This is a genomic window from Bowdeniella nasicola (assembly GCF_900107735.1).
Classification (GTDB): domain Bacteria; phylum Actinomycetota; class Actinomycetes; order Actinomycetales; family Actinomycetaceae; genus Bowdeniella; species Bowdeniella massiliensis.
The window spans coordinates 73565-93033 of record NZ_FNQV01000003.1 but is presented as its reverse complement, the minus strand read 5'-3'; the positions used below and the strand labels follow the sequence as shown (position 1 = coordinate 93033).

Genomic DNA, 19469 nt, shown 5'->3' with positions numbered 1-19469 from the left:
TACAACCGTTGCACAGGTTGTTCAGCTTTGCACGCGCTATGGAGTTAAACAGATCACTTCCAACGGCTAGGATGCCGAGTTTTCGCGGCGTTTGCCGGTAAGTGCGACGGCAATTGAGATAAAAAAGAGACCAATCAGTTCAAAGACGTTCGGGATCTGGGACAGCATGATGGCCCCGACGATGACCGAGGTAGCCGGCAACAGGGCCGTGAGGATGGCAAAGGCGGAGGCCGACAGCCGCCCGAAGTTGACCTGATCGATGGCGTAGGGAAAGACGGAGGACAGGATCGCGACCCCGACGACGGCAAGGAAGCTCTGCCAGCTCGCAAGTGCAGGCGACATCGTCGTGGCGGCCATCGGTAGATAGATCAGCGCGCCGACGGCCATGGCCAGGGCGAGCGAATCGATGCCCGTTGGCCCATTGGGGGCCGCGGCCTGCCGCGAGGTCGCGAGCGAGCGCCCGATGACGATGTACAGCGCCCAGGCCACCCCGGCGGCGAGCGCGAACAGGATGCCGCCGATGACACCCGGCTCGCTGCGGTCCAGCCCGAGCCCGCCGATCGCCAGAACCCCGAGCGCGGCCAGGGCGATGGCGGTTCGATCCCGCCAGCCGCGGCCCGCGAGCGCCGCGACGAGGACGGGACCGGTGAACTCGAGGGCGACGGCGGGGCCCATCGGGATTCGGGCGATCGCGAGGTAGAACAGGATATTCATCGTCGCGAGGAAGAATCCAAACAGGGCGGCATGGCCGATATCGCGTCGGGACCATCTCACGCGCGCGCCGAACGGGCGGCGCCAGGCAAGTAGGACGACGGCGGCGACGGCGAGGCGCCACCACGCGACCGTCGTGGCGGGCATGAGGGCGAACAGGACAACGGCGAGCGAAGCGCCGATGTACTGGGTGAAGCCCTGGGCGATGAAGAGCGCGGGTGCGAGCGCCCCCGATGCGCCGGCAGCCCGCGCGCGCTTCACTGCCCGGCTGCCTGGCTCGGGGCGATATCGGCCCACGCGAGGCAGTGATCGGAAAACGGCATCTGACACACGTGGGCGCCGCCGCAGGTCACGGGCGTGTCGGCGATGAGGTGATCGATCTGGCTCGCGGCGTTCGGATTGGGGAACGTTGGCGCGGTCACGAGGTTGGTGCCCGGCAGGGTGGCGGCGACGTCGGATGGGCCGACGTTGAAGTCGCCCGCGAGGATGCGCGTGCCGGGCAGGAAGCGCAGCGAGTGCGCGGCCTGGATCTGCTGGGCGCGCGCGACATCGGCGGCCGCGGGGGCGTGCAGGTTGGCGAGCGAGACGAGCGCGTCGCCCTCGCGGATCGTGGCGGCGAGCAGCGAGCGCGTCGTGTCGTAGATGCGCAGCCGGTTCCACAGGTGCTCGCCGACGGAGGAGAACTGGATCTTGGGCAGCCGCAGCGGGAAGCGCCGGGCATGCCAAGAAACGACCGGCAGGCGCGAGATGATCGCGACGCCGAAGCCGGGCGTACCCGAAAATAGCCGCGGCGGCGGCAGGCGCAGCGAGCCCGCCTGGCCGATGTAGTGCGGCACAAAGCGCGCGTCGGCCGCGCCGAGCGCCTCGGCGATGATCGCGGTCTGGTCCAGGCGCGAGGTGCGCTCCTGGAAGCGATCAACCTCCTGCAGCGCGATGACGTCGATCTCGTGTTCGGCGATCGTCTCAGCTAGGCGCACCAGGCTATCGCCCGTGACGTCGCCGCCGGCATAGATGCTGCCGCGAGCGCCGCGCCCGGCCTGGATGTTCCACGTCGCGATCCGCACTTATTCCGCCTCGAAGCTCAGCGAGACCGAGTTCATGCAGTAGCGCTCGCCGGTGGGGGTGTGCGGCGCGTCGGGAAAGACGTGGCCGAGGTGGGAGCCGCAGCGCGCGCAAGTGACCTCGGTGCGGACCATGCCGTGGGAGCGGTCCTCGCGCGTCGTGACGGCCGCGGAGTTGATCGGATCGTAGAAGGAGGGCCAGCCGCAGTGCGCGTCGAACTTCGTATCGGAGCGGAAGAGCTCGGCGCCGCACGCGCGGCAGGAGTAGATGCCCTCGCGCTTTTCGTGCAGCAGCTCGCCGGTGCCGGGCCGCTCGGTGCCGGCCTCGCGCAGGACGTGGTATTCCAGGTCGCTCAGCTCCTGGCGCCACTGCTCATCGGTCTTGTTGACGGGATCAGTCATGCTCGTGTCCTTCCTTACGACGGCGCTCTGCCGTCTCTTCCCGCTCGGCCATCTCCTCCTTGGAGGGGCCCTTCATGCGCTCGGCGCGCTCCTCGGCGTCCTTCGAACCGGAATACAACCGGTCGTTGGCCGTCGTGGGTTGAGCCTCGCCGAGCGCATCGTGCAGGGACTTCACATCGTCCTCTGTTAACACGCGCGTCGCATCCGCACTGGGCACGGGCTCGCGCCAGGCCGTCGGCCCGAGCTTGCGCAGGTCGAGCTTGGCGGCTCGCCGGTCCGCCTTTTCGGCGCGGCGCCGGGCCCGCCGAGCCGCCTCCTGGCGCAGCTTGCGCTTGTGCTCGTCCTCGGTCTTGACGGCGAAATCGAGCAGCTCCAGGGTGTCGTCCTTGTCGCGCTCGCGCTTCTTTTCCTCCGCCTCCCAGGCTTTGCGCATCTGCTCGTTGAACTTCTCGCGTTCCTCAAAGCTCGGGGCCTGGTAGGGCTCGGGCTCGATGCGTGTGCGCGGCAGGGAGTAGGGGGCTTCGGCAACGAGCCAGTGCACGAGCTGCTCGCGCACGGTGCAGCGCAGGTCCCACAGCGCGCCGGAGCTGTCGGCCGAGACGACGGCCCGCAGCCGGATGCGCGCCTCGGTGGCGTCGGTGACCTGCAGGCCGCAGGAGCGGCCGTCCCACAGGTCGGACTCGCTGACGATCCGCATGAGTTCGGCGCGCAGCGCCTCCACGGGCACGAGCCAGTCGACGTCGAGCTCGACCGTGCCGAGCAGTTTAGGTTCGAGCCGCGTCCAGTTTTCAAACGGCTCGGTCGTAAAGCGCGTCGAGGGCAGGATGAGCCGGCGGTCATCCCAGGTGCGCGCGACGACGTAGGTGAGCGTGATCTCCTCGATCGTGGCGAGCTGGCCGTTGATCGAGACGAGGTCATCGACGCGGATGGCGTCGGAGAACGCGATCTGCATGCCAGCGAAAACGTTCGTGAGGCTCGACTGGGCGGCAAGACCGGCGACGACGGAGATGATGCCGGCGGAGGCGAACAGCGAGGCCCCGATCGCGCGCGCCCCATCGAAGGTCAGCAGCGCGCCCGCGAGCGCACAGATGACGATGACGGCGGAACCCACCCGCCGCAGCACCTGCATTTGCGTCTTGACGCGCGCGGTGTGGCGCGGGGAGGAGGAACGTGCCTGGTGGCTCACGACCATGTCTTCGATCGCGGCGATCACCGAGATCAGCAGCCACGCGAGGGCGGCGATCAGCAGCAGAATGCAGACGTGGTTGAACAGCAGGCGCCAGACTTTGCCGGCGGAGCCCGTCGTCGGGATGAGAACACCAAACCAGATGCCGATGACGAGCAGTGCCGCCTGGAAGGGGCGGCGCGCGTGCTTGGACAGCGCGGAAAGCCCCGGCCGGCGTTTAGCTACGACGCGGACGATGACCCCTACGAGGATCGCGACGAGCACCGCCGCAGCGGCGCCGATCCCGGCGAAACCGAGGAGCGTCAAAATATCGATCGCGGCCTCGGTCGCTTCTTCCGTCGGCGTCGGAGTTTCGAACACAACCATGCCTCTAAGGCTAGCCGCCCGCGCTAGTCCCACCCCAGTGCGGCCAGCGCCTCGTCGTCGATCCCGAAATGATGCGCGATCTCGTGGATGACCGTGATCGCCACCTCGTCGACGAGCTCCGCGCGCGAATCACACATGGCGAGCAGGGGCCGCTGATAGATGAAGATGCGATCGGGCAGCGCGCCGGCGGCCCAGCCGTCATCGCGTTCGGTCAGCGGCACTCCCTCATAGAGCCCGAGGGTGTCGGGCGGCAGATCGGCGGGCGGGTGATCCTCGACGATGATGGCGACGTTGTCGAGCAGATCGAGCAGTTCGCCCGGGATGAGCTGCAACCCGTCCTCGACGAGCGCCTCAAACTCCTCGTCGGTGAGATCGTCCTCGATGGCCATCGCTCTCCTTGTCGCCTGCGGGGTGTACCTGGCTGCCAGGCTATCGCGCCGCACGCGAGGTGTGAGGGGAAACACCCCCCTACCGATTTTGCATTCACCGGCAGTTTCCGCGTATGCTAATCGAGGTCTCGGAGCCCGCTAGCGAGCGTCGGACCCGAACTGGCCCCCATCGTCTAGTGGCCTAGGACGCCGCCCTTTCACGGCGGTAACACGGGTTCGAATCCCGTTGGGGGTACGAGTACTATAGGTCTCACCACCATGAGGCCCCGTAGCGCAGTTGGTTAGCGCGCCGCCCTGTCACGGCGGAGGTCGCGGGTTCAAGTCCCGTCGGGGTCGCGATCACGATTCACCCGGTCACGCACCGGGTGATTGTGTTCACGGGCTCTGTAGCTCAGTTGGTAGAGCGTCCGACTGAAAATCGGAAGGTCACCGGATCGACGCCGGTCGGAGCCACGCCTAACGCCCCTGGCTTTCCAGGGGCGTTTCGCTTTGCCTATTGGCGCCGGCTTACTGCCCAGCCGCCTTCAGCGCCGCGGCGATCTCCTCATACCCGCGCGATGACGCGTGCTGCAGCGGCGTGACGCCGTCGCCGTCGGCCAGTGCTGGATCAGCGCCGCCCGCCAGCAGCGCTCGGACCACCTCGAGATAGGTGTCGCTACCGTCGCCCAGGATCACGGCTTCCAGTAGCGCCGTCCACCCGAGATTGTTCACGTGGTTAACGTCGATCTCGGTGTTGGCAAGGACCCAGCGAACGTAGTCGAGGTGCCCGCGCTCGCTCGCGGGAATCACCGAGACTCCCCCATAGCGGTTCGTCAGCGAGAGATCGGCCCCGGCCGCGGCGAGCACCTCGACCATTTCGACCGAGCCGGTCACGCCCGTCACGAGCCAGGGTGTATCGCGTTGATCATCGACGGCGTTCGGATCAGCTCCCGCGGCGATGAGCTGCTTGGCGACGTCAACGTGATCGTTGGCGGCAGCAAGGAGCAGCGGCGTGCGCCCAGCTGAATCTCGCACCTCTAGATCTGCTCCGCTCGAGATAAGGTCCGCGACGCTCGCCACATCACCGCTCTGGGCCGCAGTCAGCAGAGGTTCGGAACTAGCGCTTTTCGTACTCATAGCTGATGGAGTCCTTTCCGACGTGGCCTCGCAACTCGCAAGCTGAGCGATCGGTGAGGTTATGGAGACATCGGTGCAATCGCCTTTTCCCGTTCTCTCCATTCCTCCCCTAGCAACCGCAAAAATGGGTGGGACGGAGGTCTTCTTACGCTCGGGGACATGAAAACGCGCTTGGAATGGAAAGGAGGCGGCCACGGAATCAATCCGTGGCCGCCTCTTCTCGTTTCTCCTACGCCGCGTCCTTAGCGGGTGCGACGGCGGATGAGTACGATGCCGGCACCGATGAGGACCAGTGCGAGCAGCGCGATTCCAACGATCTCGGCGCCCGTGATCGGCAGCCCCGGCTTACCAGGTAGGCCCGGTTCTCCCGGCTTACCCGCATCCGGAGGCTCAATCGTGGGCTTGTCGCCCGGATCGGTTGGCTGCGCGGTCGGCTCGGTCGGGCCAGGCGTCGGGTCCGTGGGACCGGGCGTCGGGTCCGTGGGACCGGGCGTCGGCTCCGTCGGGCCAGGCGTGGGCTCCGGATCGGGATCCTCTCCCTTAATGACAATCGGGTTGATGCCAACGATCACCGGGTCGTGGTCCGACGAACGGTACTGGTCGGGTGCGTACAGATCCTTGATGTTCGCGTTGTGGCGCGAGTACTCGAGCAGGATCGACTCGACCGAGTTGATGTTCCAGACGGTGGCTCCGGTGACCATCTCCAGCGCTGACTTATCGGCGAGGACGTGGTCGAGAGAGCCAACCTGACCACCGAAGAGGTAGGTCTTGGAAAGGTCGAAGTGATCACCGAGATCGGTGTAACCGGCACCGTAGAGGACCTGCATCGGGTCTTCCTTGGTGTAAGCGTTGAAGTCACCCAGCAGGAAGACCGGGAGTTCTTCGCTCGCCATCCAGGCCGCTAGCGCCTTGGCTTGAGCGATACGGTCCGGGTTGGCGTTGCCCTGGTTGGTGCCATCATCGACGCCCGAGCCCTTGGACTTGAAGTGGTTGACGACCGTCGTGAAGGAGTCCTGCACGGTGTCGTTTTCGCCGGCCTCCACGCCGAGGATCTGCCAGTTCTGGGCAAGGGGCTTGCGGGCGTTGTGGAACGCTCCGTCATCAAGAATCCTGGACTCTCCCACCGGCTTTACTGCGGCCGGCTTGTAGATGTAGGCCGTGCGAATGACGTCGTCGCCTGCCGGCACGGTGGCCGGGGAAGGAACGAATGCCCACGTGCCAGCGCCCGCATCCGCGTTCAGCGCGGCCACCAGGTTGGCAAGTGCCTCGTCGCGATCCTTGGACGCGTCAACGGCCGAGTTCGCTTCGATCTCTTCCAGCGCGATAACGTCCGCACCCAGCTTGTTGATCGCCGCAACGATCTTGACCTGCTGACGCTCAAACGCTGCCGCCGAGTAGGCGCCGCGCACGGTGCAGCGGTTCGCCGTCGTCGGGTTGCCTTCCCGGTCCTTGTAGAACTCGCATCCGGCCTCGTCCTCACCGAGGTCGTTGAAGTAGTTCAGCACGTTGAACGAGGCCAGCTTGACCTTACCGCCCACGGCTTCCGGAGCTGCGGTGCGGGTATTGGTGAAGGTCACCGGTTCAGTCGACCGGTCATTGCCGTCAACTGGCTGCGTCGGCTGGTAGTTCCACGCGTTGAAGCGGTAGTCCAGCAGGACTCCAGAGTCCTTGAACGCAACCGGGGCGCCGATGCGGGCATCGCCGCCCACCTCGATGTAGGAGATAGCTTCGTCGGTGACGCGCGAGAAGTTCGTCGACTTGCCGTCATCGAGGGTGATCGTCAGCGAATTCTTCAGATCATCCTGCTTCTTCCACTCGGCTGCTTGTGAGACCGGGTTAAAGAGCTCGCCCGGGTGGACGATCGGAGAGGTTCCGTAGGCGAGCTTCAGCGAACCATAGTTGGTGAGGTCCGTGTAGTTATCCGACACCACGTAATCACCCTGCGGCGCCACGAGCATCGACTCGTAGGCTTCGCGCACATCAGCGTTGTCCGTGAAGGTGAACGGGATCGGATTAAGCGGCTGACCCGCGGTCTTTTCCACGAGGGTTGGGTTCGACAGCTGGGTCAGCTCGTAGTACTCCCCTGCCGTACCGGTCAGCGTGACACGGTCGCCGATCGTGACGTCCAGGCCCTTGGGACCGGTGTAGACAAAGATGCCATCGGACGCGTCACCTGCGGTGCGAGCCTCGGTCTTGGCGTTCTCATCCATGAGGTAGAAGCCGTTGAAACCGCCAGTGAAGTGCGTTCCCGTCACCACACCAGAGGTCTTCACGACCTTGCCATCCAGCGGAGTCACCGAACCGGTGCCCTGAATCTCGGAGATCTTCACTTCCGGGACCTCGGGGTCGACCGGCGGGTCCGTCGGATCGACCGGCGGGTCCGTCGGGTCAACCGGCGGATCGGTGGGGTCAACCGGATCGCCCCACGGCACGGTGCCGGGGGTCACGTCGGCGGTAAAGGTGAAGTCAGCGGAGTTATCGTCGGTATCCGTCGAATTCGTGCGCGCAATCGCGCCGGGGGTGGAATTCGAGCCGGTGTAGGTCGCGGCCGCTGTTTCGAAGGCGTTGGCAGTTCCGTAGCCGACGAGATCAATGATGTTCTCATCGACGACCACGGATTTGGCGGGCACGTTAACCCGCTCGGTGCCTTCGGCAAGAATGACGACGCCATTGGTGCCACTCAGATTCAGCGTGCCGGGCAGATCGACCGGAGTTTCTTCGCCGTTGGCGGCATTTGAGCCGGCCCCAACAACGAAAACGCCGCCAGGCTGAATGACGCCCGACAGCGCGGTCACTCCGGAAACACTCGTCCCGGTGGCGGAGCGGTACTGCACCGACTTGCCGGACAGGTCAATGGCGCTGTCGCTGGCATTGTAGAGCTCGATGAACTTGTTCTTGTAGGGCTGATTCGTTGAACCGCCGCGGGCATACACCTCAGAAATAATGAGGTCAGAAGAGGGGGCTGCAGTCGCGGGAACGGTCGCCAAGCCCACAGGGAGGGCAAGTGAGGCGGCCGCGGCAAACGCGAGCGCAGTTCGGTGGTGTCTCACGGGTGGTAACTCCTGAGGATCGGACTGGTACGAGAGGAAAATGCCGTTCTCACGTGAGTACACGTGATTGGCTAACCTCTTGCCGATTGTAAACACACGGAATCAAACTTTGGGTGAACCCGATGACTCTGCCTGGTAAGTGGGCGATAGGTCTCAGCCCACCATTGAACGTGCATCCGAGGCCCAAACCGGCAAAGATAGGAAGAGCACAGCTTTCGCGACCCGAACATAGGAGTGGCCCACGTGAGTGTTAAGGGAACAGATCCTGCAGTCGGTACATCGAGCGCCGCACCTCGCCCGGAGGCAAAGAAGTCCATCGGGGAGCTCGTCGCAGATATTTCCGAGAACTTTTCCACCCTCGTGAGAGACGAGATCAAACTAGCGCAGACCCAGCTCACCGAGAAGGTCTCCAAGCTCGGTGCCGGTGGCGGAATGCTCGCAGCAGCGGGCGTCCTAATCGCGCTGTATGCCGTGCCGGTCCTGCTCTACTCGGCGATCCACGGCCTGGCGAACGCGGTGCCGCTGTGGCTCTCGGCACTGATCATTGGCCTCATCCTCGTGATCATCGCTGCCATCATCGGTTTCATTGGCTACAAGAAGCTGCAAGATGCAAAAGATGTCACGAGCCCCGATCCCGTGGGCGGGATGAAGAAGAACGTCGAAGCTGTGAAGAAGGGACTGCACTCATGAGCGAGGACAAGCGCTCCGCGGATCAGATCAAGGCTGATCTGGAAAAGCGCCGCAAAGAACTCTCCGACTCCGTCAACGCCCTCGCGGACCGCGTGAGCCCGCGCGCCGGCATTGAAAGCGCGAAGGCCGGCATCATGTCGGTCGCGAACGATGCCTCCAAGGCTGCGGTCTCCCTCACCGATGACGCTAGCCGGCAGGCCAAGCTGCTCGCCGAGGACGCCTCGATGCACGCCAAGGTCTTCGTCGAGGACGTTAAGCGCGGGGACCCGAAGACGATCGCTCTCGCTGGCGTCGTGGTCGCCGGCGCGGCAGCGCTGATCGGGTTGGCGTTCAAGAAGTAGCGCCCGACCCCCCCTGATACGGCATCGCCCCGACGAGAATTCGTCGGGGCGATCACCGTTTATCGGAGCAGCTGGATGGAGGCTGGCGTGGCTAGTGGGGAAAATCGAGGTGCTCGTCCTCGCGCAGCGAGCCACATCGCCGCATGAGTTCTTCAACCTCGCTTAAGCGAAACCTGCGATGACCCCCGGCAGTCCGAATGACGCCGAGTTTTCCTTCGTCCGCCCACCGTGCCACGGTTTTTGCGCGGACGCGAAACAGCCGAGCGACCTCGCCCGGTGTCAGCATGGTTTCGCTCATGAGTTCACCCGAGTTCATCGGTGGACCTCCTTCGCCAAACACTTGAGTCAAGGCTAGGCAGCACCCGCGCGGGTTTCGCGGGCCCATAGTCCCACAACCGCCCAAATCGGCATCACCGACAGCCAAAGAGTGGCGCAGCAGACGAAGAAAAATTTCGCCCACCATTTCGCGTCTTTCCGCCGCTTTGGCAGCTCGTTATCTGGATGGCGAATAGCAATGCGGGCGCAAACATTGTACGGTTATGGCACCAGATATGACTGAACCAAGGGGCCGCATCCGCTTGGATGCCGCCCCGCATCGACGTTGGAGGGGGTCACGCCATGGGGCGCGGCCGTCAAAAGGCCAAACAGACGAAGGTTGCCCGCAAGCTGAAGTACTTCAGCCCGGAGACCGACTACGCAGCTTTGGAACGAGAATTATCGTCAAAGCGACGTGAAGAGTCCGCTGATTACGACGAGTACGAGATCCCTCCAGCCACGGATGATGACTGGAGCGACTATCGCTAGCGTGCGGTAGCGCGGGAGTTTCCTACTCAACAACGAAACCCGGAGGGCCTGGGGCCATCCGGGTTTTCGTCGTGCCTAAAGAACCTAGGACATGCGGTAATCGCCCAGGAGCTCGACGCTGCCCCCGGCCACGCCCTTGACGCCCGAGATGTGCGTACCCTCGATGGGATCGTTATCCGAGCCGATCTCGCCGAGCACCCACGAATCGCAGTCCTGCTCCGAGGCCATTGCCTGGACCTCGTCGACGGCATCGGGGGTGCACACCACGGCCATGCCGATCCCCATGTTGAGCGTGTTTTCCAGGTCCGCCAGCGGGACATTGCCCCAGGTGTGCACGGCGGTGAAGACGGGCGGAACCTGCCAGGCGGAGCGGATGACGCGGGCCCGCAGGCCTTCGGGTAGGACGCGCGAGAGGTTGGCGCCCAGTCCCCCGCCGGTGATGTGAGACAGGGCGTGGATGCCCTCGATCCGCTCGAGCATCGGCAGGCAGATGGGCGCGTACAGCCGCGTCGGCTCCAGGAGTTCCTCGCCGACGGTGCGCCCGAAGTCCTCGTGATGCTCCCCGAGCCCGACGCCTGCGGCCTCCAGGGTGGCGCGCACGAGCGAGTACCCGTTGGAATGCAAGCCGGAGGCGGCCAGGGCAACGACGACATCGCCCTCTTCAACGCGGTCGGGCCCGAGCATGGCGTCAGCCTCGACGACGCCGGTGACGGCGCCCGCAATGTCGTATTCGTCGGGGCCGAGCAGACCCGGATGCTCGGCCGTCTCACCGCCGATGAGCGCCGTATCGCAGGCCTGGCAGGCGCGCGCGATGCCGCCGACGATCGCGGCGATGCGCTCGGGGTCGACCGAGCCGCAGGCGATGTAGTCCGTCATGAACAGGGGGCGCGCACCGATGACGACGATGTCGTCGATGACCATGCCGACGAGGTCCTGGCCGATGGTGTCGTGCTTGTCGAGGCGGCGGGCGATCTCCACCTTGGTGCCGACGCCATCGGTGGAGGTGGCAAGCAGCGGGCGGCGCATTCCGGCCAGGACGCTCGCGTCGAAGAGCCCGGCAAAGGATCCGAAGCCGCCGACGACGTTGGGGCCGTGGGTGCCTGCAACGGCGGCCTTCATGAGCTCGACGGCGCTATCGCCGGCGGCGGTATCGACGCCGGCCTCGGCGTAGGTCAGCTGCGGGGCGTCGGGGTTCTCAGTGCTCATGGGCGGCGTCCTTTGCGGTGAAGTCCTCAGGCGTGGAGGCCGGGTAGTTCCCGGTGAAACAGGCGGTGCACAGCTTGTCCGGCGCGATCATCGTCGCCTCGATCATGGCCTCGAGGCTGATATAGCCGAGCGAGTCGGCGCCGAGGTTATCGCGAATCTGCTGAACGGACAGCCCGTTGGCGATGAGCTCGGCGCGGGTGGCGAAGTCGATGCCATAGAAGCACGGCCACTTCACCGGCGGGGAGGAGATGCGCACGTGGACCTCGGCGGCGCCGGCCTCGCGCAGCATCCGCACGAGCGCGCGCTGGGTGTTGCCGCGCACGATGGAATCGTCGACGACGACGAGGCGCTTGCCGGCAATGACCTCGCGCACCGGGTTGAGCTTCAATCGGATGCCGAGCTGGCGAATCGTTTGCGTCGGCTGGATGAACGTGCGTCCGACGTAGGCGTTTTTCACCAGCCCCTGGGCAAAAGGGATGCCGGAGGCCTGCGCGTAGCCGATCGCGGCGGGGGTGCCGGAATCCGGCGTGGAGATGACGAGATCCGCCTCGACGGGGTGTTCGGCGGCGAGCGCGCGGCCCATCTGGGAGCGGGCGGCCATCACTGAGCTACCGGCGATGCGGGTATCGGGGCGCGCGAGGTAGACGTATTCGAAGATGCAGCCGGCGGGCTGGGCCTCGGCGAAGCGCACGGAGCGCAGGCCCGCCTCGTCGACCATGACGAGCTCGCCGGGCTCGACCTCGCGCGCGAAGGAGGCGCCCACGATATCGAGCGCCGCGGTTTCCGAGGCGATCGCCCAGCCGCCGGACAGGCGCCCAATGACCAGGGGCCGCAGGCCGTGCTTGTCACGCGCCGCATACAGCGTGTGTTCATCCATGAAGACGAGGGAGAACGCCCCGTGCAGGGTGGGCAGGAGTTCTAAGGCCGTGGCCTGAAGGCTGCCCGCGCCGCTGCCGCGCAGCAGCGCCGTCATGACGGCCGTGTCGGTGGTGGAGCCGCGGCCAAACTCGCCGCGCAAGTCCTCGCCGAACTCCTCGCGCACGCGCGCGGCGAGCTGGGCGGTGTTGGTGAGGTTGCCGTTGTGGGCGACGGCGACGGTGCCGTGCTGGGTGGGACCGAGGGTCGGTTGAGCGTTTTCCCACGTCGAGGCGCCCGTCGTCGCATAGCGGACGTGGCCGACGGCCATGTGGCCGCTCAGCGAGGACAGGGCGCGATCGTCGAAAACCTGAGAGACGAGGCCCATGTCCTTATAGACGAGGATCGTCGAGCCATCGCACGTGGCGATGCCCGCGGATTCGGTGCCACGATGCTGCAGGGCATACAGGCCGAAATACGTCATGCGCGCAACGTCCTCGCCGGGCGCCCAGACGCCGAAAACGCCGCATTCGTCGCGCGGCGGGGCCTCGTCCGCAATCTCGGCCGGGGCAGGGGTTGGCTGGTGATCACCGCGTCGCACGCGTCCAGTTTGCCACATGGACGCCGCTCTAGTGCTCACCGCCCGCGTCCGCATCGACGACGTCGAGCTCGATCGTGCCCGTCGTCGGATCGGCGGCGCGCACGCGCACGGTGACGCGGGTACCGGGCGCGAGATCGCCCGCGACGCGGCCGCGCACGGCCGGGGTGCGCAGCAGCACGGTGCCGCCGCCGTTCCTCGCGTCGATCACCGTCGCGGAGAACGTCTCGCCGATATGGCTGGAGAGCACGGCCGCCTCGACGAGGTCGATCGCGCGGCGCTCATAGCGGCTGGCGAGCTGGCTCGTGCGCGCCATGATGGCGGGCAGGCACGCGAGCCCCTCGACCGCCCACGGCGCAATCGGCTCGCCCGCGCAGGCGGCGGCGCAGATCTCCAGGCCGTAGCGGTCCACGAGCCGGCGCAGCGGTGCGGTGACGTGGGCGTATTCCGCCGCGATGGCGGCGTGCGGGTGGGACTCCCCCAGTGGCTCGGTTGCCTCGCCGTCCTCGCCGAGGATGGCGCCGCCCGCAAACGCGAGGTAGCCCGAGCCGCGAAACAGCGTCGTCGCCTCATTCAGGAACGCAGCCGCGGCGGCGTCGGCGGAGGACAGCGAGCGCACGAAGTCCTGGTATGTCATCTCGCTCGGCCAGGAAAGGCCGAGTGCCCGCGCGGTGTGCCGCAGCCGGCGCAGGTCGCGCTCTTCGGCCGGGGGCAGCGTGCGCAGGATGCCGGTGCCGGCGCGCCGCATAATACGCGCCGCCGCGATGCCGGTGGCGAGCGAAAGCTGGGCGTTATAGGACTCGACGGGCAGGTTGGCGCGGTAGGAAAGGACATAGCCGTCGGGACTCTCGGCCACCTCCTGCTCGGGGATGTCGAGCGAGACGCCGCCGCGTGCCGCCTCGCGCGCGATGCGCAGCTGGCCGATGCGCTCCAGCAGCTGCGGGAAGTCGGCGGGCACCTCGCCCTCGAGCTCACCGGCGCCGTCGAGCGCCCGCTGGACGTCGGTGTAACTGAGCTTCGCGCGACTGCGCACGAGCGCGGGGCGGACGCTGTAGCTCGTCATCGCGCCCTCGGCATCCAGGCCGATCTGCCAGACGTAGGCGAGGCGGTCCTCGCCTGGCAGCAGGGAGGCGGCATCCGCCGAGATCGCCTCGGGGTGCAGGGCAATGACGTGGCCCGGGCCGTAGATGCTCGTGCCGCGTTCGCGCACCTCGGTATCGAGCGGGCCGCCGGGTCGCACCATGAACGCGAGGCAGGCGATCGCGTAATAGATCGTGTAGCCCGCTTCGCCCGCATCGGACCCGCGGGTGAGGTAGGCGGCCTGGTCGAGGTCCATCGAGCTCGGCGGGTCGACGGTGACGAACGGCAGCTCGCGCATGTCGACGGGCGCGATGCTCGGACGGCCGTGCTCCGGGAGGCTGCCGGGCGCGGGCAGCCCTTGGGCGGCGGCGTCCTGTGCCTGGGCGAGCACGTCGGAGGGGAAATCCTCGCGGATCTCGAGCTCGGCTCGCAGTTCGGCGAGCGCGCGGTCGATCGTCGCAGATTCAGCGGTGAGGAGGAAGCGGCGCCGCGGCATCTACGCGCGCCCTTCGGGCTCATCGGGCGATGCCACCATGGCATCGACGTGGGTGAGCGAGGCGCGATCGCGCAGGTAGGCGATGACGGAGCCGGCCAGCATGCCGAGGAGCCCGAGCGAGATGAGCAGCAGCCAGAAGGTGTTCGACGTGGACAGCGCCGACCAGCCGCGCGTGAAGAGCGCGATGACGAATGCGAGAAGCGCTCCGGCGAGCAGGCCCGTCAGGATGAACCGGCCGTAGCGCGGGGCACGCCGGTGCACGACCTCCACGCCCTTCGCGCCGGAGGCTTCCGGGCGCTTGGCCGCGGCCCGCTGCGCATCGAGCTTGGCGCGTTCGACGGGCGGGATGGGGCCCGGGTCGCGGCGCGGTCCGAGGTTGGGGGCCATGGTGCTCCTCTTGTTACACGTAGGGCAGGTACTCGCCGAGGTCGGCGCGCGTTCCTGACCACTGTACGTCGCCGGATGCGCACGCGTCCTGCCAGCTGCGCTTGCCCAGCGCGAGCTCCAGCCACACCTCGGGCCGCGTTTCCACGACGTTGGGCGGGGTGCCACGCGTGTGCGCGGGACCGGCGATGGCTTGGACGACGGCGGCCGGGGGCAGCCGCACTTCGACGCTGCGCCCGGGATGCAGGCGAGCAAATTCGGCCAGGGCGTAGCGGGCGGCGAGCCGAAGCTCCGCGCGGGTGAGCTTGTCGCCTGCTCCGAAGCGCGCCAGCACCTCGCGCGCGGCCGCGTCATCACGTGTGCGAGACATGGGGCCATTGTAGGAGAGATCGGTGCACCCGGCGCCGGCCGAAGTCTCCGCAAGGCTACCGATCCCTCGCACTCGCGGGTGAGCGGGCCGCGCCCCAGGTGGGCGCAACGAAACCGGGCGCGAGCTCCCTAAGGGAATCCGCGCCCGGTTGCGCGTTGGCTGCTAGCGCATCAGCTAGCTAGCCGATTCGTGGTTAGCGCAGCGCCTGGCGGCGTGCGATACCAACGGATGCGAGGCCAGCGCCCACGAGCAGCAGGGCGGCGATACCAAGGTGATCGCTCTGCGCGCCCGTGATCGGCAGCGCAGGCTTGCCGGGCTCCGTCGGCGTACCGGTCGGATCCTCGGTGGGCTGCTCCGTCGGCTCTTCCGTCGGCTGCTCCGTCGGCTCTTCCGTCGGCTGCTCGGTGGGGTCTTCGCCCGGAGTGCCGTCGACCTTGCCCGTGGCTACGGTGACCTCGTCGCCGAGATCCGTGGAGCACACGAGGGCGATCGTCTGGCCTTCGCGGCCGGTCAGGTCCGGAACGGTGAGGTCGATGGTGGCCTTGCCGGTCTCATCGGCGCCATCGCTGACGGTGTTGTCGACCGCAACGGTTTCCTTGCCGAGCGAGTCGCCGTCCACGAGGGAGAACTCGCAGGTGAGCTCCGTTGCGACCTTGCCGCCGGTGACGGCCTCAGCCGAGAAGGACAGCGAGGAGAACTCCAGGGAGAGCTCGGTGCCGGAGACGACCAGGCCCTCGGGCAGGTTGCCCTTGACATCGTGGATGCCGATGGAGCGCTGGTTGAACTTCGGCTGCAGCGCCGTGTCCTTGGTGGCGGCGGTGTTCTTGATGTAATCGATCGTGGCATCAAGATCGATCTGGCCGGTGTCCTGAATGGGCTTGCCGGCAAGAACGTGGAAGTTGTCGCCACCGGTCGCCAGGAACGAGTTCGCGGCGACGCGGTAGTTGGCAGCCATATCGATCGGCTCGCCGTTATCCAGCGTGATCGAGGTGATGCGCTCGCCGCGCTCGGCGGCGGGATCGTAGGTGTAGCTGAAGCCGGCAATGCCGAGCTTCAGGAAGGCGCGGTTGGGGACGTTGCCGTCCTTATCGAGCTGCCACTGCTCTTCGAGCATTTGCTTGATCTCGGCGCCCGTCAGGGTCACGACCATGAGCGAGTTCGCGAACGGCTGGATGACCGCGGCGTCCTTCAGGGTCACAGCGCCATCGGAGTCGGCCTTGTACAGCAGATCCGCACGGATACCACCCGGGTTCATGACCGCGAAGTCGGTATCCTCCTGCGTGACCTTCGCCTGGGCGAGGTGGGCCTCGGCGACGAGGTTACCGATGGTCGATTCGCTGCCGCGGTTTTCGCTGCCGTCGGTGTTCTTGCCACGCAGGAAGTCGCCGGCGGTGTAGCCGATGACCTCCTTGCCAATCTCTTCAGCCTGGTCGGTGACTTCCTTGACGTAGGCCGCGATCTCGGGATCGGGCGTCACGTCAAGGGACTTGGTGGCGGTGATGCCAGCGGTTTTGACCAACGGCTTGTAGAAGCCCTCGACGTCGTGGTTCTCGTCGTACTGCAGGGCGAGGTGGCCCACGCCTTCGCCGTACTGGCCGGACTGAAGGAACTGGATTCCGCGGTGCTCGGTGTTGTAGGCGATGTGGGTGTGGCCCGCGAAGACGGCGGTGTACTTCTCGGAAATCCCGTTAGCGAGAGTGGAGAATTCGCCGTCGGCGACATCGGGGGTGTTCGGGCCTTCGTGCACGAGCGCGATGAGAACATCGGCTTCGCCGTTAGCCTCGTCGCCGTCGGTCAGGATCTCGGCCTGAGCATTGGCGTGCTTGACCATATCGCCCCAACCGATGCCCTTGACGCCGTCCGGGGAGACGAGCGAGCCCATGTCCTCGGTCAGAATCCCAACGAAGCCAACCTTCACACCGTTCAGGTCAACGACCTCATGGCTGGGCAGGTCCGGGACCTCGTTCTCGACGTTCGCGCCGAGGTAGGTGAAGTCGGTGGTGGCGTTCTTCGCAACGAAGTCGTCCCAGCCCTTGTCGAACTCGTGGTTGCCGACGGCGGAGACGCGCAGCCCCATCATGTTCAGGACGGTAATGGTGGGCTTATCATCCTGGGAGCTCGACTCGAAGGTCGTCGCGCCGATGTTGTCACCGGAGGAGGTGAAGATCGTGCCGTCCGGGTTCGCGGAGCGGAACTGGTTGAGGAAGGTCGCGATCTTTGCGGCCTGGTTAATGCGGCCGTGGAAGTCGGTGATGTTCAAAATGTCCAGCGCCACGTAATCCGGGGCGGCCTGCGTGGATGCCTGGAGCCCGACCTTGGATTCGGTCGTGGAAGTTTCGCCCGCTTCGCCTTCATCGGCGGCGTCGCCTTCGCTGTTGCTAGCCTCATCGGCGGGAGTTTCGGCATCAGCGTCGTTGCCGTTACCGGCTTCGTCAGTGGCCTCGGCGCCCGACTCGGCTTCCTCGCTGGGAGCCTCAACCGTATCGGAGGTGGTCGGCTCGGGGCTTTCCGCCGGATCAGCGGCGGCGGCACCGGCGAGTCCTACGAGCGCGAGCGCTGCAGCGCTCAGGCCCGCAAGAGACCTGGTGTAGATGGATTTCGACATGAAACCTCGTCCTTTTGTTCATGGATAGGTCTGGCTGCGGGGACAGCCGTCCACTCAAGGCTAACCCGCAGGCGCAATGTTGTGAAGAAGGTTGACCGCATAAGGGAACAAACTCACCCACTTTTGATTGCGTTCACCAGGCTCTCACCTGGCGGCCACTCGGGCGCAAACCGCCGGTTGCCCATATAGGTGATAGAACAGCTTGTGTGTCGAGCCCTCACGAGTCTGCCGCCCTGCCACCCGATGAACGCAAGCGCGCATTCGCGGTGATTCTCGCGGCGGGCTTCATGACGCTGCTCGACGTCTCCATCGTTAATATTGCGCTGCCTTCGATCGAGGCCTCGCTCGATGCGACTCCCGCCCACATCCAGCTGATCGTTGCGGGCTACTCATTGGCGTTCGGTCTCGCACTCGTGCCGGCTGGCCGGTTCGGCGATGTGTATGGCCGGCGCCGCATGTTCCTCATCGGCGTCATCGGCTTCGTGATCGCCTCCGTCGCGTGCGGGCTCGCACCCACGGCCGCGGCCCTCGCCGCCTTCCGGCTCGCGCAGGGCGTGGCGGCGGCAATCATCAACCCGCAGGTCGTCGGGCTCATCCAGCAACTGTTTTCCGGCGCGGAACGTGGCAAAGCATTCGGGATGTTTGGCGCGGCGATCGGTGTCTCGACGGCGCTGGGACCGGTGCTTGGTGGCGTGCTGATCGCGGTGCTCGGCCCGGAGCTGGGGTGGCGGTCCGTCTTCCTCGTGAACCTGCCCGTCGGCATCATCCTTGTCATTGCGGCAGCGCGCTACCTGCCCGATCACGACCGGGGGGCGGCAGGCAGGCTGAAGCTCGATGTGCTCGGCTTACTTCTCCTGGGGATCACGGTGCTGGCGCTCATGATTCCGTTCGTCGGCACGGAGCAGGGCGGACTCGCGAACGCCCCGTGGTGGTGGCTGGCCGTCGCAGCGGCGGGGTTCATCGCGTTCATGACGTGGGAGATTGTGCTGGATAGGCGCGGCGGCTCCGCCGTCTTGCCGCGCTCGCTGATGCGTAATACGGGCTTCGCGTTCGGCACCGCGATGGGCACCGCCTACTTTGCGGGCTTCACTGGGATTTGGATCGTTATGTCGGTCTACGTTCAATCGGGGCTGGAACTCAGTGCGCTCGTGGCGGGTGCGCTCGGCCTGCCCTTTGCGGTGACCGCGGGCTACACCTCGGCCCGCTCGGGCAGTTGGCTGCCAGGACTGGGACGCTGGCTCGTCGTCATCGGGCTTGCTGTCATGGCGCTCGGGATCACCGCGATCGACCTCGCCTCGATCTATGTGCCGCAGCCGCAACTCATCTGGGTGTTTGCCGCACTCATGGCGGTTTCGGGTGCGGGCTCGGGCGTCGTGATCTCGCCTAACCAGACCCTCACCCTCGCTGATGTTCCGGTCTCCTACGGCGGCACGGCGGGCGGGGTGCTGCAGACGACCCAACGGGTGGGCGCCTCCGTGGGGCTCGCCGTCATGACGAGCGTCTTTTTCGCAACGCAGGCAATGACGGCCGGAACGCCGGCGGAGTCTTACGGCCACGCGTTTTCGATGGCGCTGCGCGTGACGGTGGGGATGATCGCAGTTGCGCTCGTCATCGCGGTGATCGATGCGATGCGGCGACGCGGATCGGATAGCTCGTCGTGACGCCGGCGGTGCAGGAGGCGCTGAATGCGGGGGCTGCCGCGCTTGGAGCCGGGCCGCTCGTCAGTCCCGGGGACCGCGGGTGGCGGAAGCATTATCGG

At 66.3% G+C, this 19469-nt stretch carries 18 protein-coding genes and 3 tRNA genes; 7 read left to right on the top strand and 14 right to left on the bottom strand.

Annotated elements, in window-relative coordinates:
- Nucleotides 1-66: 66 nt before the first annotated feature.
- The 5 genes from BLU67_RS02770 to BLU67_RS02750 are packed head-to-tail and all read right to left on the bottom strand — an operon-like array spanning nt 67 to nt 4115.
- A complete protein-coding gene (locus BLU67_RS02770; protein ID WP_261977007.1) occupies nt 67-972 on the bottom strand; it encodes an EamA family transporter in 906 nt (301 codons plus the stop codon).
- Nucleotides 969-1775: an endonuclease/exonuclease/phosphatase family protein gene (locus tag BLU67_RS02765; RefSeq protein ID WP_092561778.1), complete on the bottom strand. Its 807-nt coding sequence runs from the start codon at nt 1773-1775 to the stop codon at nt 969-971. Before BLU67_RS02765 ends, BLU67_RS02770 begins: the two co-directional genes overlap by 4 nt.
- The gene (gene msrB / locus BLU67_RS02760; protein ID WP_092561775.1) at nt 1776-2174 is read right to left on the bottom strand and encodes a peptide-methionine (R)-S-oxide reductase MsrB; all 399 of its coding nucleotides are present in this window, start codon (nt 2172-2174) and stop codon (nt 1776-1778) included. It abuts the gene before it with no gap.
- Complete coding sequence (locus BLU67_RS02755; RefSeq protein WP_092561772.1) at nt 2167-3726, bottom strand: mechanosensitive ion channel family protein; 1560 nt, start codon at nt 3724-3726, stop codon at nt 2167-2169. Before BLU67_RS02755 ends, msrB begins: the two co-directional genes overlap by 8 nt.
- Nucleotides 3727-3749: 23 nt before the next feature.
- Complete coding sequence (locus BLU67_RS02750; RefSeq protein ID WP_092561769.1) at nt 3750-4115, bottom strand: metallopeptidase family protein; 366 nt, start codon at nt 4113-4115, stop codon at nt 3750-3752.
- A gap of 162 nt (nt 4116-4277) precedes the next feature.
- Between BLU67_RS02750 and BLU67_RS02745 the strand changes: the two genes are divergently transcribed.
- From BLU67_RS02745 to BLU67_RS02735, 3 genes are all read left to right on the top strand, one after another.
- Nucleotides 4278-4350 (top strand) — tRNA-Glu (locus tag BLU67_RS02745).
- Between the two features lie 27 nt (nt 4351-4377).
- Nucleotides 4378-4451: transfer RNA gene (locus BLU67_RS02740), tRNA-Asp, on the top strand.
- Nucleotides 4452-4495: 44 nt separating this feature from the next.
- A tRNA-Phe gene (locus BLU67_RS02735) sits at nt 4496-4568 on the top strand.
- A 54-nt stretch (nt 4569-4622) separates the two neighbouring features.
- Here the strand turns inward: BLU67_RS02735 and BLU67_RS02730 are convergent.
- Both BLU67_RS02730 and BLU67_RS02725 read right to left on the bottom strand, forming a co-directional pair.
- Complete coding sequence (locus BLU67_RS02730; RefSeq protein WP_092561766.1) at nt 4623-5231, bottom strand: ankyrin repeat domain-containing protein; 609 nt, start codon at nt 5229-5231, stop codon at nt 4623-4625.
- A gap of 242 nt (nt 5232-5473) precedes the next feature.
- Nucleotides 5474-8281 carry an ExeM/NucH family extracellular endonuclease gene (locus BLU67_RS02725; protein ID WP_176780673.1) on the bottom strand — a complete coding sequence of 936 codons (2808 nt, stop codon included), beginning with the start codon at nt 8279-8281 and terminating at the stop codon, nt 5474-5476.
- Nucleotides 8282-8524: 243 nt separating this feature from the next.
- Between BLU67_RS02725 and BLU67_RS02720 the strand changes: the two genes are divergently transcribed.
- Nucleotides 8525-8971 (top strand): phage holin family protein, encoded by a 447-nt coding sequence (locus BLU67_RS02720; RefSeq protein ID WP_092561760.1) that lies wholly within the window; start codon nt 8525-8527, stop codon nt 8969-8971.
- Nucleotides 8968-9312, top strand: coding sequence for a DUF3618 domain-containing protein (locus tag BLU67_RS02715; RefSeq protein ID WP_092561757.1), 345 nt, complete (start codon nt 8968-8970; stop codon nt 9310-9312). Before BLU67_RS02720 ends, BLU67_RS02715 begins: the two co-directional genes overlap by 4 nt.
- 91 nt (nt 9313-9403) lie before the next feature.
- On the opposite strand, the gene BLU67_RS02710 is transcribed toward BLU67_RS02715, so the two are convergent.
- On the bottom strand, nt 9404-9628 hold the full coding sequence (locus BLU67_RS02710) for a BldC family transcriptional regulator (RefSeq protein ID WP_092561754.1): 225 nt from the start codon (nt 9626-9628) through the stop codon (nt 9404-9406).
- 302 nt (nt 9629-9930) lie between these two features.
- Here BLU67_RS02710 and BLU67_RS02705 point away from each other — a divergent pair, with 302 nt between their 5' ends.
- Complete coding sequence (locus BLU67_RS02705) at nt 9931-10116, top strand: DUF3073 domain-containing protein (RefSeq protein ID WP_092561751.1); 186 nt, start codon at nt 9931-9933, stop codon at nt 10114-10116.
- A gap of 84 nt (nt 10117-10200) precedes the next feature.
- On the opposite strand, the gene purM is transcribed toward BLU67_RS02705, so the two are convergent.
- The 6 genes from purM to BLU67_RS02675 form a co-directional block, all read right to left on the bottom strand.
- The gene (gene purM, locus BLU67_RS02700) at nt 10201-11322 is read right to left on the bottom strand and encodes a phosphoribosylformylglycinamidine cyclo-ligase (RefSeq protein WP_092561748.1); all 1122 of its coding nucleotides are present in this window, start codon (nt 11320-11322) and stop codon (nt 10201-10203) included.
- Nucleotides 11312-12796 carry an amidophosphoribosyltransferase gene (gene purF / locus BLU67_RS02695; protein WP_092561745.1) on the bottom strand — a complete coding sequence of 495 codons (1485 nt, stop codon included), beginning with the start codon at nt 12794-12796 and terminating at the stop codon, nt 11312-11314. The genes purM and purF overlap by 11 nt, the downstream gene beginning before the upstream one ends.
- 10 nt (nt 12797-12806) lie before the next feature.
- On the bottom strand, nt 12807-14351 hold the full coding sequence (locus tag BLU67_RS02690) for an RNB domain-containing ribonuclease (RefSeq protein ID WP_092561742.1): 1545 nt from the start codon (nt 14349-14351) through the stop codon (nt 12807-12809).
- Nucleotides 14352-14738, bottom strand: a complete 387-nt coding sequence (locus BLU67_RS02685; RefSeq protein ID WP_092561740.1) for a hypothetical protein — start codon at nt 14736-14738, stop codon at nt 14352-14354.
- A gap of 13 nt (nt 14739-14751) precedes the next feature.
- On the bottom strand, nt 14752-15105 hold the full coding sequence (locus tag BLU67_RS02680; protein WP_176780672.1) for a sterol carrier family protein: 354 nt from the start codon (nt 15103-15105) through the stop codon (nt 14752-14754).
- Between the two features lie 193 nt (nt 15106-15298).
- Nucleotides 15299-17710, bottom strand: coding sequence for a 5'-nucleotidase C-terminal domain-containing protein (locus BLU67_RS02675; RefSeq protein ID WP_092561738.1), 2412 nt, complete (start codon nt 17708-17710; stop codon nt 15299-15301).
- 206 nt (nt 17711-17916) lie between these two features.
- On the opposite strand from BLU67_RS02675, the gene BLU67_RS02670 reads away from it, so the two are divergent.
- Entirely contained in the window at nt 17917-19371 is a 1455-nt protein-coding gene (locus tag BLU67_RS02670; RefSeq protein WP_222842343.1) for an MFS transporter, read from the top strand.
- Nucleotides 19372-19469 lie beyond the last annotated feature (98 nt).